Here is an 18,671-nt window from a genome sequence, read left to right as displayed (position 1 = left end):
GACAATCCTCCCTGAACCGTAAAATCATTATGCCCAGCACAATACGCAGGTAAAGCCGTGTCCTTCCCCGGCAAGGCCGAATCCGGCGGGTTCATGGGAGAAGGTTGCAATGACGACGTACAAGGGTTTGAGAGGGATCATCTCCTATGATGCGATGGAGACGATCCGCAACACCAATGAATGGATGGGCGCCAGCGCGCGGGCCCTGGCCTCCTACCCGGCCTTCGCGCTGCTGCCCAATCCGCTGTTCAAGCTGATGTCGGCCTGGGGCCGGGTGACCGAGCGCAGCTTCGCGCGCATGGTCATCAAGCCGGACTGGGAAATCCCGCCCGTCGTCTCCGAGGACGGCCAGGACCATGTCGTCTATGTCGAGCCGGTGATTGAGCGCCCCTTCGGCGACCTGGTGCATTTCCGCGTCGCCCGCCGCGCGCCGCTGGCGCGCAAGGTTCTGCTGGTGGCGCCCATGTCGGGCCATTACGCCACGCTCCTGCGCACCACGGTCACGTCCCTGCTGCCCGATTGCGAAGTCTATGTGACGGATTGGCACAATGCCCGCGACATCCCGGTCAGCTGCGGCAAGTTCGACATCGACGATTACACGCAATACCTGGTCGATTTCATCCGCCATCTCGGCCCCGACACCAATGTCATCGCCGTCTGCCAGCCCGCGCCGCTGGCGCTTGCCGCAACCGCGCTCCTGGCCGAGGAAGACCCCAAGGCCCAGCCGCGCTCGCTGATCCTGATCGGCGGCCCGATCGACCCCGACGCGGCGGCGACCGAGGTGACCGATTTCGGCAACCGCATCACCATGGGCGAGCTCGACTACCTGATGATCCAGCAGGTCGGCTTCAAGTATCGCGGCGCCGGGCGCATGGTCTATCCGGGCCTCGCGCAGCTTTCCTCCTTCATCGCCATGAATGCCGAAACCCATGCCAAGGCCTTCCTCGACAAGATCTTCGCCGAGGCGCGCGGCCAGGGTTCCGAAGGCGACAAGCACAACACCTTCTACGACGAATATCTCGCCGTCATGGACATGACAGCCGAATTCTACCTCTCCACGGTCGAGCGCATCTTCAAGGAACGCGAGATCGCGCAGAACCGCTTCACCGTGAACGGCAGGCCGGTCGATCTGGGCAAGATCACCGATGTCGCGGTGATGACGGTCGAGGGCGCCAATGACGACATCTCGGCGCCGGGCCAATGCGTGGCGGCGCTGGCGCTTTGCACCGGCGTGCCCGCGAACCGCAAGACCCAGCACCTGGAACCCGGTGCCGGCCATTACGGCATCTTCGCCGGGAAAAGCTGGCGGTTGAACATCCGTCCGCTGGTGCTGGATTTCATCGACGAGCAGGTGCAGCCCGCCGGCCAGCGCAAGCGCCGCCGCGGCGGCCCGGTCCCGGTCGATTGCGGCCTCGCCAACCTGTCCGAACACGACTCCAAGATCGCGGTCTAGGAAACCCGGCGCGGCCAACCGGCCGCGCCCCTCTCACCCCCGCGCCAGCACCTCCTCGACTGCCGCGCCGATCAGCGCCAGGCAATCGGGCGTCGAAAAGCGGTGATCCGCCCCCTTCACCAGCGTCAGCCGCATGTCCTCGCCGCGGGCATGGTCCAGCAGGTCCAGCGCCCAGGCCATCGGCACATCGGCATCCGCGGTGCCCTGCAGGAAGCGCGCCGGAAAGGGCAGCGGCAGGGGCTGGTCCAGCACCAGATGGTCGCGCCCGTCCTCGATCAGCCGGCGGGTGATGACATAGGGCTCGCCATAGTCGCTGGGCTGCTCGACCCGGCCCCGCTCCTGCAGCGCCGCGCGCTCGGCCGGTGAAAACCCGGCCCAATAGCCGCGCTCGGTGAAATCCGGCGCCGCCGCCACCGTGACCAGCCCGGCCAGCCGCTCGGGCATGGTGCGTGCCAGCAAGAGGCTGATCCAGCCGCCCATGGACGAGCCGACCAGCACCTGCCGCCCCTCGGTCAGCCCGCGGATCGCTGCCATGGCATCGGAAAACCAGTCGCCGATGCAGCCCTCCTCGAAAGCGCCCGAGGATTCGCCATGGCCCGAATAGTCGAAGCGCAGGAAGGCCCGCCCCTGCGCGCGCGCCCAATCCTCCAGCCACAGCGCCTTGGTGCCCTGCATGTCCGAGCGGAACCCGCCCAGGAACACTATGCCGGGCCCCTGCCCCTCGATCCGCTCATAGGCGATGCGTCGCCCCTGCGGCCCTTCCATGAATTGCGTCATTTCTCCGTTTCCCAAATACCCTGCGGGGGAGTCGCGGAACGCGACGGGGGCGCAAAGCCCCCTTGCACACCTAGCCGCATTGACAACGCCCGGCAATCGCGCCACACCCGCGCCACATACCCGCAGCCGGGCGTTCCGTGGGCGCCAAACCGACGAGGAGGACTCCATGTCCCAGATCTCCCTGACCTTTCCCGATGGCAATGCGCGCGACTATCCCGCCGGCATCACTGCGGCCGAGGTCGCGGCCTCCATCGCCCCCAGCCTGGCCAAGAACGCCATCTCGGCCAGTCTCGACGGCCGCCATATCGACCTGCAATGGCCGATCACGGCCAGCGGCAAGATCGCCATCAACACCATGAAGGACAGCGAGCCGGCGCTGGAGCTGATCCGCCACGACCTCGCCCATATCATGGCCCGCGCCGTGCAGGAGCTGTGGCCGGACGTGAAGGTCACCATCGGCCCGGTGCGCGACCAAGGCTGGTTTTACGATTTCGACCGCGCCGAGCCCTTCACCCCCGAAGACCTGGGCGCCATCGAGGCGCGCATGAAGCAGATCATCGCCGCCCGCGATCCGGTGCGCACCGAGGTCTGGGACCGCGCCCGGGCGCGCGCCCATTACGAGGCGCAGGGCGAGCCCTTCAAGATCGAACTCCTCGACCGCATCCCCGAGGGCGAGCCGATCCGCATGTACTGGCACGGCGACTGGCAGGATCTGTGCCGCGGCCCGCATCTGCAGCATACCGGCCAGGTGCCGGCCGACGCCTTCAAGCTGACGCATGTCGCCGGCGCCTATTGGCTGGGCGACGCCTCGCGGCCGATGCTGCAGCGCATCTACGGCGTGGCCTTCAAGAACCGCGACGACCTCAAGGCGCATCTGACCATGCTGGAGGAGGCCGCCAAGCGCGACCACCGCAAGCTGGGCAAGGAAATGGAACTCTTCCATTTCCAGGAGGAAGCGCCGGGCATGGTGTTCTGGCACCCGAACGGCTGGTCGATCTATCGCGAGCTGGAGGCCTATATGCGCCGCCGGCTGATCCGCGCCGATTACAAGGAAATCAAGACGCCCCAGGTCGTGGACCGCATCCTGTGGGAGAAATCCGGCCATTGGGAAGCCTATCGCGAGAACATGTTCATCGTCGAGGTGGACGAGGAGGGGGCTCGCGAAAAGCGCATCAACGCGCTCAAGCCGATGAACTGCCCCTGCCATGTCCAGGTCTACAACCAGGGCCTGAAGAGCTATCGCGACCTGCCGCTGCGGCTGGCCGAATTCGGCTCCTGCCACCGCTACGAGCCCTCGGGCGCGATGCACGGGCTGATGCGGGTGCGCGGCTTCGTCCAGGACGATGCGCATATCTTCTGCACCGAGGACCAGATCGAGGCGGAATGCGCCGGCTTCATCGAACTGCTGTCCTCGGTCTACCAGGATCTCGGCTTCGGGAAATTCGACATCAAGCTCTCGACCCGCCCCGAGGTCCGCGTCGGTTCCGACGAGATCTGGGACAAGGCCGAGGCGGCGCTGAAAGGCGCCATCGAGCATCTCGGCCTGCCCTATGAGGTCAATCCCGGCGACGGCGCCTTCTACGGGCCGAAGCTCGACTTCAAGCTGACCGACGCCATCGGCCGCGAATGGCAATGCGGCACCTTCCAATGCGACTTCAACCTGCCGCAGCGGCTCGAGGCGGAATATGTCGGCGAGGACGGCATGAAGCACATGCCGGTCATGCTGCACCGCGCCGTGCTGGGCAGCTTCGAACGCTTCATCGGCATCCTGATCGAGAACTATTCGGGCAAGCTGCCGCTCTGGCTCGCGCCGCGCCAGGTGGTGGTCGCCTCGATCGTCTCGGGCGCCGACGATTACGTGCATCAGGTGGTGGCCGCGCTACGCGATGCCGGGCTGCGGGCCGAGGCCGACACCCGCAACGAAAAGATCAACTACAAGGTGCGCGAGCATTCAGTCGGCAAGGTGCCGGTCATCATGGCCGTGGGCCTGAAGGAGGTCGAGGAGCGCAGCGTCTCGATCCGCCGCCTCGACCGCCAGGGCAGCGAAAGCCAGGGGCTCGAAGCGGCCATCGCCGCGCTGCGGGCCGAGGCCACCCCGCCGGATCTGCGCTGAACACCCGGCTTGGCGACAATTTGCCGATGCGAACGCGCAAGATGACCCTACGTCACCTTGCGCGGCGCATTCGTGCTTGCGTTTTTTGGCGAATCGTTCATCCTCTCGTCCGCGTGAGCACGACTTTCTACCGCCTCCCTTCACGGGGCAGCCGGACTTGACGGGAAAGGGCTGCACGGCCTGGGCGCAATCTCGCCCCAGGATGACTTGAAGGAGAGACGGTATAATGGCTACCGGCACCGTAAAATGGTTCAACGCCACCAAAGGCTATGGCTTCATCGCGCCCGATGACGGCGGCAAGGACGTGTTCGTCCATATCTCGGCGGTCGAACGCGCCGGCCTGACCGGCCTGAACGACAACCAGAAGATCGCCTACGAACTGCAATCGGGCCGCGACGGCCGCAGCTCGGCCTCGGATCTGAAGCTGCTCTGATTCGGCGACACCCGGAATTTCGGAAACGGCCGGCCCGCATGGCGCCGGCCGTTTTCATTTGCCTCTCCCGGCTTCTTTCTTGTCCAAATATCCTGGGGGAGCGCCTTGCCTGGCCCAGCGGGGGCAGGCGAGGCGCGGGGGCAAAGCCCCCTTCCCATGCGCGCCGCCAGCCTCTATCCCCAGGCCCGGGACGGAAAGAAGGGGCGACGGGATGAACCTGGCCGAACATGTGCTCAGCGCGGGGCTGGCTACGCCGGACAGGCTGGCCATGTCGGTGCTGGGCCTCAGCCGCGCCGACCGCTGGTCGCATGCCCGGCTGCGCCAGGCGGTGCTGGGCACCGCCACCGGCCTGCTGCAATCCGGCCTCGTCCCCGGCGACCGGCTGCTGATGCGGCTGGGCAACGATCCTGGCTTTCCCGTGACCTATCTCGGCGCCATCGCCGCCGGCATCGTCCCGGTCCCGACCTCGCCCATGCTGACCGCGCCCGAGATCACCCGCATCGCCGCCGCGATCCGGCCGGCCATGGTGATCGCCGCCCCGGACCTCACCCTGCCCGACCACCCGGCGCCGGTGCTGCCCGCGGCGAGGCTTGCCGATTTCGCCGCCCTGCCGCCGGCCGGCTTCGCGCAACGCGATCCCGGCGACCTGGCCTATATCGTCTTCACCTCGGGCACCTCCGGCCAGCCGCGCGCCGTCTGCCACGCGCATCGCGCCATCCTCGCCCGCCGGATGATGTTCCAGGGCTGGTACGGGCTGACCGCGCAGGACCGGCTGCTGCATGCCGGCGCCTTCAACTGGACCTTCACCCTCGGCACCGGGCTCATGGATCCCTGGACCCTCGGCGCCACGGCGCTGATCCCGGCCCAGGGCGTCGCACCCGAACAGATCCCGCTGATCGCCAGCCGCCACGGCGCCACCATCCTTGCCGCGGCGCCCGGCGTCTTTCGCCGCATGCTGCGCGCCGACTGGAAGCCCTGGGCCGGGCTGCGCCACGGGCTGACCGCCGGCGAAAGGCTCGATCCCGGCCTGCGCCGCGCCTGGCAGGCGCGCACCGGCACCGACCTGCACGAGGCCATGGGCATGTCGGAATGCTCGACCTTCCTGTCCGGCAGCCCCACGCGCCCCGCGCCAGAGGGCACGGCCGGTTTTCCCCAGCCCGGCCGCCGCATCGCCATCCTGGACGACAGCGGCGCCGAAGCCCCGCCCGGCGCCACCGGCATCCTGGCCGTCCACCGCTCGGATCCCGGCCTGTTTCTGGGCTATCTCGACCAGCCCGAGGAGACCGCCGTCCGTTTCCGCGGCGACTGGTTCCTGACCGGCGACCTGGCCGAAGTCGCGCCCGATGGCGCGATCCGCATCCTGGGCCGGGACGACGACATGATGAATGCCGGCGGCTTTCGCGTCGCGCCGGGCGAGGTCGAGGACGCGCTGGCCCAGGTCTCCGGCATCGGCGAGGTTGCCGCGGCGGAATTGCCGGTCGGCCCCGGCTCCAGCATCATCGCCGCCTTCTGGACCGGTCCCGCCGACGAGGCGCGTCTGCGCGAAGCCGCCAGCAGCGGCCTTGCGCGCTACAAGCAGCCGCGCGAATACATCCACCTGCCCGCCCTGCCCCGCACGCCGACGGGCAAGATCAACCGCCGCGCCCTGCGCGACCTCCATTCGCGCACACGGCACGACACCCATAGCAAGGACCAGCCATGACCGAACCCCTTCCCGGCCAAGTCCGCCTCGACATCTTCGCCGACCCCGTCTGCCCCTGGTGCCTGATCGGCAAGGCCGAACTGGACCGGGCGCTGGAAAGCCGCCCCGACCATCCCTTTGCGATCACCTGGCAGCCCTTTCGCCTCGACCCGCAGATGCCGCGGGCGGGAATGGATTACGTCGCCTACATGAAGATGAAATTTACCGACGAGAAGGGCATCATCGCCGCCATGAAGCCGGTGATGGAGGCCAGCGAGCGGCTGGGCCTGTGGATCAATCCCTCGCTGATCGAGCGGGTGCCGAACACGCTCGACGCCCACCGCCTGCTGCATTGGGCCGCGCTGGAAGGGGTGCAGACCCCGGTCATGGCGGCACTGATGCGGGCGCATTGGCGCGAGGGCAGGAACATCTCGAACCCGGACGTGCTGGCGGCGATCGGCGAAGGCGCGGGGATGGAGGGGGCGATGATCCACCGGCTGCTCGCGTCGGATGCCGATGCCGATACGGTGCAGACGCGCGAGTTCCATGCAAGGCAGCGCGGCGTGAACTCGGTCCCGACCTTCATCGTCGCCGATGCCCATGTGGTGACAGGCGCCCAGCCCGCCGATCTGTGGCTGCGGGTGATCGACGAGTTGGCGGGCACGCAGCACCAATAGGTTGCGCAGATACGCACAGCCGCCGCAATATCTGGAAATCGGCGCCGGTTTCGTCTATATTTCATTCTCTCACCCTTTCCGACTGGAACCGGGCGCGCGCGGCTGTATAAGACCCGCTCGCCAATTTCCGACCACGAACCAAGGACACCCGCCATGAGCCGATTCTCTGCCCCTATCGCCGAACAGATCTGGGACATGAAATATCGGCTCAAGGATGGCGCCGGCCAGCCGATCGACCTGTCGGTCGAGGATAGCTGGCGCCGCGTCGCCCGCGACCTTGCCCGCGTCGAGAAGGAGCCGGCGCTGTGGGAGGACCGCTTCTATGCCGCGCTCGAGGATTTCAAATTCCTGCCCGCCGGCCGCATCCTGGCCGGCGCCGGCACCGGGCGCGAGGTGACGCTGTTCAACTGCTTCGTCATGGGCACCATTCCCGACAGCATGGGCGGCATCTTCGACATGCTCAAGGAAGCCGCGCTGACCATGCAGCAGGGCGGCGGCATCGGCTATGACTTCAGCACCATCCGCCCGCGCGGCGCCGAGGTGAAGGGCGTGGCCGCCGATGCCTCGGGGCCGCTCAGCTTCATGGATGTCTGGGACGCCATGTGCCGCACCATCATGTCGGCGGGCAGTCGCCGCGGCGCGATGATGGCGACGATGCGCTGCGACCATCCCGACATCGAAGCCTTCATCGAGGCCAAGCAGGACAGCGCCCGGCTGCGCATGTTCAACCTGTCGGTGCTGGTCACCGATGCCTTCATGCAGGCGGTCAAGGCCGACGGCCCATGGGATCTGCAATTCGACGGCAAGATCTATCACACCGTGCGGGCGCGCGACCTGTGGAACCGCATCATGCGCGCGACCTATGACTATGCCGAGCCGGGCGTGATCTTCATCGACCGCATCAACCAGCAGAACAATCTGAACTATGCCGAGACCATCGCGGCGACGAACCCCTGCGGCGAACAGCCCCTGCCGCCCTATGGCGCCTGCCTCCTGGGCTCGGTCAACCTGGCCCGGCTGGTCGAGGCGCCCTTTACCGCCGATGCGCGCCTGAACCCCGAGGCGCTGGACGAGCTGGTCCGCACCGCGGTGCGGATGATGGACAACGTGGTCGATGCCTCGAAATTCCCGCTGCCGCAGCAGGCGGCCGAGGCGCAGGCCAAGCGCCGCATCGGGCTGGGCGTCACCGGGCTTGCCGATGCGCTGCTGATGCTGGGCCTGCGCTATGGCGCGGCGGATGCGGTCGAGCAGACGCGGGCTTGGATGAAGGCCATCGCGCGCTCGGCCTATCTGGCCTCGGTGGATCTGGCCCGCGAAAAGGGCGCCTTCCCGCTGTTCGACGCCAAGAAATACCTGGCCTCGGGCTTCATGCGCCGGATGGATGCGGATCTGCGCGAGGCGGTCAAGCAGCACGGCATCCGCAACGCGCTGCTGACCTCCATCGCGCCGACCGGGACGATCAGCCTTTACGCCGGCAATGTCAGCTCGGGGATCGAGCCGGTCTTCGCCTATGCCTATAGCCGCAAGGTGCTGCAAAAGGACGGCTCGCGCACCGAGGAAGAGGTCGTGGACTATGCCGTGCAGATGTGGCGCGACCTTCATGGCGACGCGCCCCTGCCCGACTATTTCGTCAATGCCCAGACCCTGGCGCCGCTGGACCATGTCGCCATGCAGGCGGCGGCGCAGGAATGGGTGGATAGTTCGATCTCCAAGACCATCAACTGCCCCGAGGACATTTCCTTCGAGGATTTCAAGGACGTCTACCTGGCCGCCTGGGACAAGGGTTGCAAGGGCTGCACCACCTATCGCCCGAACGACGTCACCGGCTCGGTCCTGTCGGTCAGCGAAAAGGCCGAGGAGGCGCCGCAGGCCGACAAGGGCGCCGACGTGGTCTATCTGACCGAGCCCTTGGACCGGCCGGCGGCGCTGGAGGGCGCGACCTACAAGCTGAAATTCCCCGGCAGCGAGCACGCAATCTACATCACCATCAACGACATCGTGCAGGGCGGGCATCGCCGGCCGTTCGAGGTGTTCATCAACTCGAAGAACATGGAGCATTTCGCCTGGACGGTGGCGCTGACGCGGATGATCTCGGCCGTGTTCCGGCGCGGCGGCGACGTGAGTTTCGTGGTCGAGGAGTTGAAGGCGGTCTTCGACCCGCGCGGCGGCGCCTGGATCGAGGGGCGCTACGTGCCCTCGATCCTCGCCGCCATCGGCGGGGTGATCGAGCGGCACATGATCGCCACCGGCTTCCTGGCCGGTGAGGGCATGGCGCTGAAATCCGACCCCCAGGCCGAGGTCATGGCGGTGGGCGAACGCCCGCGCGGCCCGGCCTGCCCGGCCTGCGGCCAATACGGCATGCGCATGATCGAGGGCTGCATGACCTGCCCCTCCTGCGGCCATTCGAAATGCGGCTGACCGGTGCGGCACACTGTGCGGCCATGCATAAAATACCCCTTGCCAGGTATTCTTGACCCTTCCTGCAAGCACAAAATGACTCCCGGGAAATCCAAGTTTGGATTTCCCATTTAAAATCAAATCAATACTGAATAACCTGCCTACGGCTCCTGCCGCCGTTTCAGGCATCGCTGATACGGCCCAGCCCCCGTTGACGAAGCAGCCATCGCCGAAGATGGTCGCAACATGTCCTCTGGGGCTGGCGGTTAGGCAACGCCCCCGTCCGCCCGGCTCTCAGTCGTTTCCACTCTCTCCGGGACAGCGCCACCGTTTCCGACGCCTCGCATCCGACAGGGCGGGCGCGACCGCTCAGCGTCTATCGGTTCTGGCGCGACCTCGGCCATGCCATCGGCGCCTTGTTCGCCGGGCGGATCGCCGACCGGTTCGGCTTCGCCGCCGCCATCCTCGCCGTTGCCACGGTCGGCTTCCTGTCGGAAACCCTTGTCGCCCTCCTCATGCGCAAGAACCGCGACCGGCTTTCGCGCATCAGCCGGGACACGGGGCAAGCCGGCGGGGCTGGCCTGGCGCGGCAGGCCGGCCGGCATCGCGCTATTTCACGCCGCGCACCACCGCCTGCACGGCAAAGACCGCAGCGCGGGTCCAGCCCGATCACCGCGTCGAGATCCTCGGCCGAGCGGGCGCAAAGCGTCACCGCCGCCCCGGCCGAGGCCAGCGCTTGCCGGCCGGCTCGAAGCTTGCCGCGATCATTCCACCGCCGTCCCATAGGCGACATCCGTGCCGCCATAGCGCCGGACGCGGATATTGGCCTGCTCGGCATGGCCGACAAAGCCCTCGAGCATGCATAGCCGCGAGCAATAGGCGCCGATCCCGGCCGCCGCCGCATCGGTGGTGATGCGCTGGTAGCTATGGGTCTTGAGGAACTTGCCGACCCACAACCCGCCGGTATAGCGTCCCGCCTTCCTGGTCGGCAGGGTGTGGTTGGTGCCGATGACCTTGTCGCCATTGGCGACATTGGTGCGCGGCCCCAGGAACAGCGCGCCATAGCAGGTCATCTTCTCAAGATACCAGTCGTCGCGATCCGTCATCACCTGCACATGCTCCGAGGCGATATCATTCGCCACCGCCAGCATCTCGTCATGGCTGTCGCACAGGATCACCTCGCCATAGTCGCGCCAGCTGGCGGCGGCGGTCTCGGCGGTGGGCAGGATCTTCAGCAGGCGCTCGATCTCGGCCAGCGTGTCCTCGGCCAGGCGGCGCGAATTCGTCACCAGCACCGCCGGGCTGTTATAGCCATGCTCGGCCTGGCCCAAGAGATCGGTGGCGCAAAGCTCGGCATCGACGGTCTCGTCGGCGATCACCATGGTCTCGGTCGGCCCGGCGAACAGATCGATGCCGACCCGGCCGTAAAGCTGCCGCTTGGCCTCGGCCACGAAGGCATTGCCGGGCCCGACCAGCATATGCACCGGCGCCATGCTCTCGGTCCCCAGCGCCATGGCGCCGATGGCCTGGATGCCGCCCAGCACATGGATTTCATGCGCGCCGCCCAGATGCATGGCCGCGATCACCGCCGGGTTCGGCTTGCCCTTGAAGGGCGGCGTGCAGGCGACGATGCGCGGCACCCCGGCGACGCTGGCCGTGGCGACCGACATATGCGCCGAGGCCACCATGGGGAACTTGCCCCCCGGCACATAGCAGCCCACGGATTGCACGGGGATATTCTTGTGGCCCAGGATCACGCCCGGCAGCGTCTCGACCTCGATATCCAGCATCGAGTCGCGCTGCGCCTGGGCGAATTTCCGCACCTGCTCTTGCGCGAAGCGGATATCCTCCAGCTCGCGCGGGCTGAGCTGGGCGATCAGCGCCTCGATCTCGGCCTGCGACAGGCGGAAGCTGGCGGGCGCATAGCCGTCGAATTTCTCGCTCAGCTCGCGGACGGCGGCGTCGCCGCGCGTCTCGATATCCTTCAGCGTGGCCTCGACCACGGCGCGGGTGCGGGCGTCGTCCTGGCTTTTCTCGGCCTCGGGCTTGCCGCGCTTGAGATGGGTGATTGCCATCGGGTGATCCTCCAAAATCCTGCGCCGACTGTTCCCGGAAGGCCGGATTCGGAACAAGAAAGACCCGCATGACTGAAAATTTTTCATCCACGACCGCCAAGCATATCGCGGTTTCGGCACGATCGCGCTAGAAATGCCGTGAAATTTTTTGCAAGGTAGGGCCATGCCGAAAGTCACCGCCAAGATGGTCGCCGATGCCGCGGGCGTGTCGCTGGCGGCGGTGTCGCGGGCATTCCGCAGCGACAGCGCGCTGGCCGAGGACAAGCGCGCCCGCATCCTGCGCGTGGCCGGGGAACTGGGCTACCTGACCCCCTCGGGCCGGACGCTCAGCCGCATCGCCACCGGCACGGTCAGCCTGGTGGCGGGCGACCTGACCAATCCCTTCTATCCGGTGGTGCTGGAAGAGCTGTCACGGCGCCTGCACCAGCAGGGCCGCCGGCTGGTCCTGCATGCGGTGCCGCCCGGCGGCTCGGTCGATCTGGTGATGCAGCAGGTGCTGGACTATCGCTCGGACGCGGCCATCGTCACCTCGGCGACCATGCCGTCGCGGCTGGTGCGGGAATGCCGCAAGCAGAACCTGCCGGTGGTGCTGTTCAACCGCGTGCAGCTGGATGCGCGGATGCTGGCGGTGACCTGCGACAATTACGGCGGCGGCCGGATGGCGGCCGAGCGCCTGCTGGCCCGCGGCTGCCGGCGCATCGGCCATGTCACCGGCCTGCGCGAGACCTCGACCCATCTGGAGCGGGCGCGCGGCTTTCTGGACGCGCTCGGCCAGCGCGGGCTTGCGCCCGCCTGCTCGGCGCGGGGCGAGTTCTCCTATGACAGCGCCCGGCAGGCGGCGCTGTCGCTGTTGCAGGCACCCGACCGCCCCGAGGCGCTGTTCTGCGAAAACGACATCATGGCGCTGGCGGCCCTGGACGTGGCCCGTTCGCTGGGCTTGCGCATCCCTCAGGATCTGGCGGTGATCGGCTTCGACGACATCCCGCTGGCGGAATGGGGGGCCTACCGGCTGACCACGATCCGCCAGCCGGTGCGGCAGATGGTGGCCGAGGCGCTGGAGCTGATCGCACAGGTCCGCTCGGGCCAGGGCAGCGAGGGCACGATCCGCGTCCTGCCGGTGCGGCTGATCGAACGCGACAGCGCCTGAACCGGACGGAGCCGCGGGGATGGCGCGGCCTTTCCCCGGTCAGGCCCTTTGCAGCCGGTCCAGCCGCGGACCAGCCGGCACCCGGCCTCGGCGGCGATCATCTTTGCGTCACCGCCGGCATCCGACAGGATGAAGATCTCGGCGGTGGCCGGCAAGCTGGCCGATACCGATGGGGCCGAAGACCTGGCGCCTGGCTTCGTTCACGAAGGCATTGCCGGGGCCGACGATCCCATCCACGCCGGGCACCGTTTGGGTATCGCAGGCCATGGCCGCGATAGCCTGCGCGCCGCCAACGCGGAAGATGCGGTCGGCGCCCGACAGCCGGCTCCGACCATCATCGCCGGATGCGCGTTCGGCGGGGAACAGGCAATCACCACGCCATCGGCCGCACCACGCAGAAGCCCCTCACCTCAACTGATCGGGCAAGGGAATGAACTCGTCCTGGTCGCCCGGCGGCAGTTGGAAGCGGCCATGTTCCCAGTCGCCCTGCGCCCATGCCTCCTTGGCGGCGTCGATGCGTTCCTGCGACGAGGCGACGAAGTTCCAGGAAATGTAGCGCGGCCCGTTCATGGTCTCGCCGCCCAGCACCATCAGCCGGGCACCGGCCTCGCCGGCCTTCAGGCTGATGCGATCGCCTGGGCGGAACACCATCATCCGGCCGGCCTCGAAGCTTTCGCCGGCGACAAGGATGCTGCCCTCGACCACATAGACGCCGCGGTCCTCGTGATCGTCGGGCAGCGGCAGGCTGGCCCCGGCGGCAAGGACGGCATCGGCATAGAAGGTCTCGGTGAAGGTCTTGACCGGCGCGCGCTCGCCCCAGGCCGAACCCAGGATCAGCCGCACCTGCTTGCCGCCTTCATCGAGGAAGGGCAGCGCCTCCTGGCCGTGGTGCTCGAAGGCCGCGGCGCGATCCTCCTCGGCTTCCGGCAGCGCGACCCAGGTCTGGATGCCGAAGAGCGAGCCGGGCCGCTGGCGCATTTCCTCGCTGGTGCGCTCGGAATGGGTGACGCCGCTACCGGCGATCATCCAGTTGACCTCGCCGGGATAGACCATCTGGTCGGCGCCGGTGCTGTCGCGATGATGGAACGCGCCCTGGTAAAGATAGGTCACGGTGGCCAGCCCGATATGCGGGTGCGGGCGCACGTCGATGCCGCCGCCGGTCAGGAACTCGGCCGGGCCCATCTGGTCGAAGAAGATGAAGGGGCCGACCATTTGCCGGCGCGGCGCGGGAAGCGCGCGGCGCACCTCGAAGCCGCCCAGGTCGCGGGCGCGCGGAATGATCAGCGTCTCGATGGATTCCAGGCCCTCGCGGTCGGGGCAATCCGGGTTCTGCGTGGGGTTCCAGCTCATGTCGGGCTCCTGTCATGGCTCCGGGGATGCAAAGGTTACGGTATCAGGTCTTGCGCCGCGCCGCATCGACACTGATCGGGCCGGCGCCCGCCGCCGCAAGATGGAGAAAGACCAAGCAGAACAGGATCGCGGCAACGCCGCCGTTCTGCGCCGGATAGAATCCCTGCGGCGCATGGACCAGGAAATAGGCAAAGGCCATGACTCCGGACAGGACGAAGGCCGCGATGCGGGTCTGGAAGCCGACAGGGACCAGAAAACCCGCGACCAGCTCGAAAATGCGCGCGATCCAGGACAGCGAGCCCTTCGGCGGCGCGGCCTCGCTGGCCGGAAAGCCCAGGATCTTCTGCGTGCCGTAGCGGAAGATCACCAGCGCAGCCACGATCCTGAGGATGCTGAGCAAAAGCGGTTCATGGGGTTTCAGGGCGTGTTTCATCATGTCTGTCCTTGGCTGGTGTCATGTCTGATCGTCTTGCAGGGCGACCGGACGCGGTCACAGCCGCCGCAGCAGGTGCCGGACCGGCGGCGGTCCTTCGCCGATATGGAAGGCGTTGAGCATCTGCTGGTCCAGCTGGTCGGCATGGGTGACGCGGGCGTGCTGGCGCTGATGCTCGGCCCAGCTTTCCACCACGAAGGCCTCGACCAGCCGCCCCGACTCGGCAACGTCCTCCCACAGGTTCCGGCGGATCGCGCCGTCGCGCTGACGGGTGGCGGTGAACCTGCGCAAGGCTGCGGTGAACGCGAGCAGCCGGGCCGGATCGACGCGATATTCGATCTCGATCAGCACCGGGCCGCGATCATCCCCCGGCGGGATGGCGACGACGGATTCCGCCCAATGGTTCGAGGGCGCAAGGTCGGTCGTCGCATCCTTCGGCAGCCACCAGATCCGTGCCAAGAGCACCAAGGCGGCCAGCCCCGCGACCACCAGCGCCGCCGGCACGCCGGCGCCCAGGCGATGGTGCCCCAAAACACGCTGCCGCCGGTCACCGCGCCCTGGAAGACCAGCAGATAGACCGCGAGCGCCCGCGCCTTCACCCAGCCCGGAGAGGCCGTCTGCGCCGCCACGTTCAGCGAGGCCAGCATCCCGATCCGGGCCAGTCCCGCCAGGAACATCACCACGCCCCCGATCCAGGCATTGCGCACCAGGCTCAGGGTCAATGTCGCCCGCGCGAATAGCAGCGTCGCCCAGACCGAGATGCGGTTGGCGGGAACCGTCCGGCGCAGCCGCTTCAGCAGCAGCGCGCCCATGCAGCCCGGAAGCGCGCCATAGCCCGCGGCGTCGAGCCCCAGCATCCTGTCGCCGACCAGCGGCAGCATGGCCCAGAGCGCGCTGCCGAACAGAAGGAACCCCGCCGCCCGGATCAGCACCAGCCGCATGGCGGGCGAATGCCGCGCATGGCGGTATCCGGCCATCAGGGCACCGAAGAAATGACCGGGCGGCAGGCTCTGCGCCGTCTCGGCGCATTCCCAAAAGAACAGCACGCCCAGGACGGCGAACACCGAAACCGCATTCAGCGCAAAGACCGCCGGGGTGCCGGCCAGCGCGACAATCACCCCGCCAAGCGCCGCGCCGATGGCGCGCACGATGTTCACGCCCAAGCTGTTCAGCGCCATGGCGTCGGGGAGGGCCTGCTTGTCCACCAGTTCCGGGACGGTGGCCTGGAACACCGGCGCGCTGACCGCCGCCAGCAGAACCCAGGGCCGGTCAGGTCCAGCAGGGTCAGGACCGAAAGCGCAGCCGCGGCGGCAAGGCCAAGCAGCTGCACCGCCAGCAGCAGCCTGCGCCTGCCGACGATATCGGCCATCGCCCCGGCGGGCCGCGCCAGCAAGAACATCGGCAGGGTCGTCGCCGCCTGCACCAGGGCGACCAGAAGCGGGCTGGGCGACAGCGAGGTCATCATCCAGGCGGCGCCGACATCGTGCATCCAGGTGCCGATCTTGGATATGATCGTCGCGATCCACAGCGCCCGAAAGACCGGGAAAGTCAGGAGACCGGATGTCCCGGGGCTCGGTTCGGCCATCTCGACGCCTCTCGAAAGGGAAATGGACACCAGGCACCGGCATCCGTGGCCGGCAGGATCGTGCATCCCGCCGCTGCAATCCCGTCCGGCGCAGACCGCCCAGCAGCAGCAGCAACTGCCGAAGCTGCCCCAGAAGCTCCGGGCGTCCGAGGCCGGCACATCGGCGCCAAGCGCCGCGGCGTGGTCATGGCCACGGGCCGCGCAGCCCGGCCCGCATCCGCAGGCGGCGGCGAAGCGGGTCCGGTCCTGCTGCAATTCCGCCCTGCGATAATAGCCGCCAAACCGCACCACCGGCGACCAGTCGGGCATCGGCGCGGGCAGCGCCGGCGCCAGCGGGCCGAATTCGTCGCCGCCATGCACGACCTTGCCGCCCAGCACGGTCAGGACCGAGCGGAGATGCACAATCCCGCTTTCCGGAACCGCGAAGTAATCCGCCGACAGCAGCGCCAGGTCGGCAAGCTGTCCCGCCTTGATCTGGCCCTTCTTGCCCTGTTCGTTCGAGAACCAGGTGTTCGCCTCGGTCCAGAACCGCAGCGCCGTCTCGCGGTCCAGCCGGTTCTCGGCCGGATAAAGCCGGGCGCCGCCCAGGATCCGCGAGGTCACCCCAGGACAGCGAGACCCAGGGGTTGTCGCTTGCCACCCGCGTCGCATCGGTGCCGGCGCCGACGGGCAGGCCCGCCTCCAGCATCCGCCGGATCAGCGGCGTGGTCTCGGCCGCCTTCCCGCCGTAGCGTTCGGTGAAATATTCGCCCTGATACATCATGCGGTGCTGCACCGCGATGCCGCCCCCCAGCGCCGCGATCCGGTCGGTGCTGCGCTCGCTGATCGTCTCGGCGTGGTCCAGAAACCAGTTGACGCCTTGCAGCGGCACGTCGCGGTTCACCTTCTCGAACACGGCCAGCGCGCGACGGAGGGTCTCGTCATAGGCCGCGTGCAGCCGCCAGGGCCAGCGGTTCTCGGCCAGCAGGCGGATGACGGGTTCAAGGTCGGCCTCCATGTTCGGCGGCCTCTCGGGCCGCTCCACCCGGAAACCCTCGAAATCGGCGGCGGAATAGACCAGCATCTCGCCGGCGCCGTTGTGGCGATAGGTGTCGTCGCCCTGTCCGGGGCCGACCTGCTTTACCCAGCCCGAGAAATCGGCCAGCTCCTCCTTGGGCTTTTGCGTGAACAGGTTGTAGCTGATGCGCACCGTCAGCTGGTCCTCGGCATGCAGCCTTTCGATGATCGCGTCATCGTCGGGATAGTTCTGGAAGCCGCCGCCGGCATCGATGACCGCGGTGACGCCCAGCCCGTTCAACTCGCGCATGAAATGGCGCGAGGAATTGAGCTGGTATTCCGGGTGGCATTGTTGCAGCACACTGACCGTGAAGGATTCACCTCGTGAATCCATGCGGTTAGACGGGCTGCATGAGCAAGCCCGAGCCCGCCCGCTACCGCACAACGAGCTGGCCCGCCTACAATGATGCGCTCAGGCAGCGCGGGTCGCTGCTGATCTGGCTGGACAAGGAGATGGCCTGGCACGCGCCGCATGAGGGTCGCCCCGGGCGCCCGCCGGTCTTCTTGAATGCGGCGATCCTGTTCTGCCTGTCGATCAAGGTGCTGTTCACGCTGCCGCTCAGACAGGCCGCCGGAATGGTCTCCAGGCTGTTGCGGCTGGCCGGGCTGGACCGGCCCGTTCCGGACGATTCGACCCTGCGCCGCAGGCAGAAGACCGTGGAGGGGCATATCCCATCGCCGCGCTGCCGGGCCGCTGAACCTGCTGGTGAACAGCACAGGGATCAAGTTCCTCGGCGACGGGGAATAGCGGGCGCGCAAGCATGGTGTTCAGAGCCGTCGCCAATGGTGCAAGGTCCATCTGGCCATGGACACCGCCACATCCGACATCCGCGCGGTGAAGTTCACCCCCCAGCCGGGAAGGCGACAGCCCCGTCCTGCCGGACCTTCTGGGCCAGATCCCCGAAGATGCGGAGATCGGCACCGTGACCGCAGACGGCGCCTACGACAGCCGCCGCTGCCACAGCGCCATCATCGCGTGCGGTGGCACGGCAATCATCCCGATCCGCAAGACTGGTCGAGCGTGGAAGGAGGACAGCCCAGCCGCCCGGCCCCGGAACAAAACCCTGCGCGCCACGCACCACTCCGGCCGCGCGTTCTGGAAACGATGGACAAGATACCATGCCCGCAGCCGAGCCGAGGCAAGGATGCGCTGCCTCAAGGCATTCGGCGAGCGCATCGCCGCAAGAGACCCAGGCCGCCAAACCGCCGAAATCGAGGTGAGCTCCGCGTCGCACTCATGAACCGCTTCAATGCACTCGGCACCGCCGAGATCGTCCGCGGGGTCCGAACATGAAGGGAGAAGGGGAAGTCACGCCTCAGTCCGACTTTCTGAAAATAATGCCGTCGCCATCGGTCGATGCTGAAACGCTCGGTCCTGCCCGAGGACATTGCCGAGGCCGCCTATTTCCTTGCCAGCGACCTTTCCGCGAAATCGACCGGCAATATCCTGAACGTGGACGCCGGCAACGTCCAGGCTTTCACCCGGTGACGACC

Annotated in this window: 15 protein-coding genes and 3 pseudogenes; 9 read left to right on the top strand and 9 right to left on the bottom strand. The window is 67.5% G+C overall.

What is annotated here, in order from left to right:
• Nucleotides 1-109 precede the first annotated feature (109 nt).
• Entirely contained in the window at nt 110-1,453 is a 1,344-nt protein-coding gene (phaZ, locus tag ACNKFW_RS05520; protein ID WP_051419784.1) for a polyhydroxyalkanoate depolymerase, read from the top strand.
• A 33-nt stretch (nt 1,454-1,486) separates the two neighbouring features.
• On the opposite strand, the gene ACNKFW_RS05515 is transcribed toward phaZ, so the two are convergent.
• Nucleotides 1,487-2,230: an alpha/beta hydrolase gene (locus ACNKFW_RS05515; protein ID WP_147427820.1), complete on the bottom strand. Its 744-nt coding sequence runs from the start codon at nt 2,228-2,230 to the stop codon at nt 1,487-1,489.
• A 166-nt stretch (nt 2,231-2,396) separates the two neighbouring features.
• Here ACNKFW_RS05515 and thrS point away from each other — a divergent pair, with 166 nt between their 5' ends.
• From thrS to ACNKFW_RS05490, 5 genes are all read left to right on the top strand, one after another.
• Nucleotides 2,397-4,343 (top strand): threonine--tRNA ligase, encoded by a 1,947-nt coding sequence (thrS, locus tag ACNKFW_RS05510; RefSeq protein ID WP_024844662.1) that lies wholly within the window; start codon nt 2,397-2,399, stop codon nt 4,341-4,343.
• Nucleotides 4,344-4,569: 226 nt separating this feature from the next.
• On the top strand, nt 4,570-4,776 hold the full coding sequence (locus tag ACNKFW_RS05505; RefSeq protein ID WP_011747293.1) for a cold-shock protein: 207 nt from the start codon (nt 4,570-4,572) through the stop codon (nt 4,774-4,776).
• A 211-nt stretch (nt 4,777-4,987) separates the two neighbouring features.
• Complete coding sequence (locus tag ACNKFW_RS05500) at nt 4,988-6,478, top strand: class I adenylate-forming enzyme family protein (RefSeq protein WP_147427818.1); 1,491 nt, start codon at nt 4,988-4,990, stop codon at nt 6,476-6,478.
• The gene (locus tag ACNKFW_RS05495) at nt 6,475-7,134 is read left to right on the top strand and encodes a DsbA family oxidoreductase (protein WP_024844664.1); all 660 of its coding nucleotides are present in this window, start codon (nt 6,475-6,477) and stop codon (nt 7,132-7,134) included. Before ACNKFW_RS05500 ends, ACNKFW_RS05495 begins: the two co-directional genes overlap by 4 nt.
• Before the next feature lie 153 nt (nt 7,135-7,287).
• Nucleotides 7,288-9,552, top strand: coding sequence for an adenosylcobalamin-dependent ribonucleoside-diphosphate reductase (locus ACNKFW_RS05490; RefSeq protein WP_147427816.1), 2,265 nt, complete (start codon nt 7,288-7,290; stop codon nt 9,550-9,552).
• A gap of 743 nt (nt 9,553-10,295) precedes the next feature.
• Here the strand turns inward: ACNKFW_RS05490 and hisD are convergent.
• Complete coding sequence (gene hisD, locus ACNKFW_RS05485; RefSeq protein ID WP_024844666.1) at nt 10,296-11,606, bottom strand: histidinol dehydrogenase; 1,311 nt, start codon at nt 11,604-11,606, stop codon at nt 10,296-10,298.
• A gap of 163 nt (nt 11,607-11,769) precedes the next feature.
• Between hisD and ACNKFW_RS05480 the strand changes: the two genes are divergently transcribed.
• Entirely contained in the window at nt 11,770-12,753 is a 984-nt protein-coding gene (locus ACNKFW_RS05480) for a LacI family DNA-binding transcriptional regulator (protein WP_418024065.1), read from the top strand.
• A gap of 108 nt (nt 12,754-12,861) precedes the next feature.
• Here ACNKFW_RS05480 and ACNKFW_RS05475 read toward each other — a convergent pair whose 3' ends face one another.
• The 7 genes and pseudogenes from ACNKFW_RS05475 to ACNKFW_RS05445 all read right to left on the bottom strand — a co-directional run.
• Complete coding sequence (locus ACNKFW_RS05475; RefSeq protein ID WP_244314533.1) at nt 12,862-13,020, bottom strand: histidinol dehydrogenase; 159 nt, start codon at nt 13,018-13,020, stop codon at nt 12,862-12,864.
• A 138-nt stretch (nt 13,021-13,158) separates the two neighbouring features.
• The gene (locus ACNKFW_RS05470; protein ID WP_024844668.1) at nt 13,159-14,103 is read right to left on the bottom strand and encodes a pirin family protein; all 945 of its coding nucleotides are present in this window, start codon (nt 14,101-14,103) and stop codon (nt 13,159-13,161) included.
• Nucleotides 14,104-14,146: 43 nt separating this feature from the next.
• Nucleotides 14,147-14,539, bottom strand: a complete 393-nt coding sequence (locus ACNKFW_RS05465; RefSeq protein WP_147427815.1) for a DoxX family protein — start codon at nt 14,537-14,539, stop codon at nt 14,147-14,149.
• A gap of 54 nt (nt 14,540-14,593) precedes the next feature.
• Nucleotides 14,594-14,995 carry an MFS transporter gene (locus ACNKFW_RS05460; protein ID WP_276330373.1) on the bottom strand — a complete coding sequence of 134 codons (402 nt, stop codon included), beginning with the start codon at nt 14,993-14,995 and terminating at the stop codon, nt 14,594-14,596.
• Nucleotides 14,881-15,768 (bottom strand): MFS transporter, encoded by an 888-nt coding sequence (locus ACNKFW_RS05455; protein ID WP_418024064.1) that lies wholly within the window; start codon nt 15,766-15,768, stop codon nt 14,881-14,883. Before ACNKFW_RS05455 ends, ACNKFW_RS05460 begins: the two co-directional genes overlap by 115 nt.
• Nucleotides 15,705-16,121 carry an MFS transporter gene (locus ACNKFW_RS05450; RefSeq protein ID WP_256233628.1) on the bottom strand — a complete coding sequence of 139 codons (417 nt, stop codon included), beginning with the start codon at nt 16,119-16,121 and terminating at the stop codon, nt 15,705-15,707. Before ACNKFW_RS05450 ends, ACNKFW_RS05455 begins: the two co-directional genes overlap by 64 nt.
• Nucleotides 16,122-16,535: 414 nt before the next feature.
• Nucleotides 16,536-17,427, bottom strand: a pseudogene (locus ACNKFW_RS05445) (amidohydrolase family protein); the annotation flags it as partial.
• A gap of 101 nt (nt 17,428-17,528) precedes the next feature.
• Between ACNKFW_RS05445 and ACNKFW_RS05440 the strand changes: the two are divergent.
• Nucleotides 17,529-18,471, top strand: a pseudogene (locus ACNKFW_RS05440) (IS5 family transposase).
• A gap of 51 nt (nt 18,472-18,522) precedes the next feature.
• Nucleotides 18,523-18,666 (top strand): annotated as a pseudogene (locus ACNKFW_RS05435) (SDR family oxidoreductase); the annotation flags it as partial.
• Nucleotides 18,667-18,671: the final 5 nt, after the last annotated feature.

The sequence above is a fragment of the Paracoccus sp. TD-10 genome (assembly GCF_048270675.1).
Lineage (GTDB): Bacteria > Pseudomonadota > Alphaproteobacteria > Rhodobacterales > Rhodobacteraceae > Paracoccus > Paracoccus pantotrophus.
Note: the sequence above shows the minus strand (reverse complement) of the source record. Positions and strands in the feature narration are given on the sequence as shown.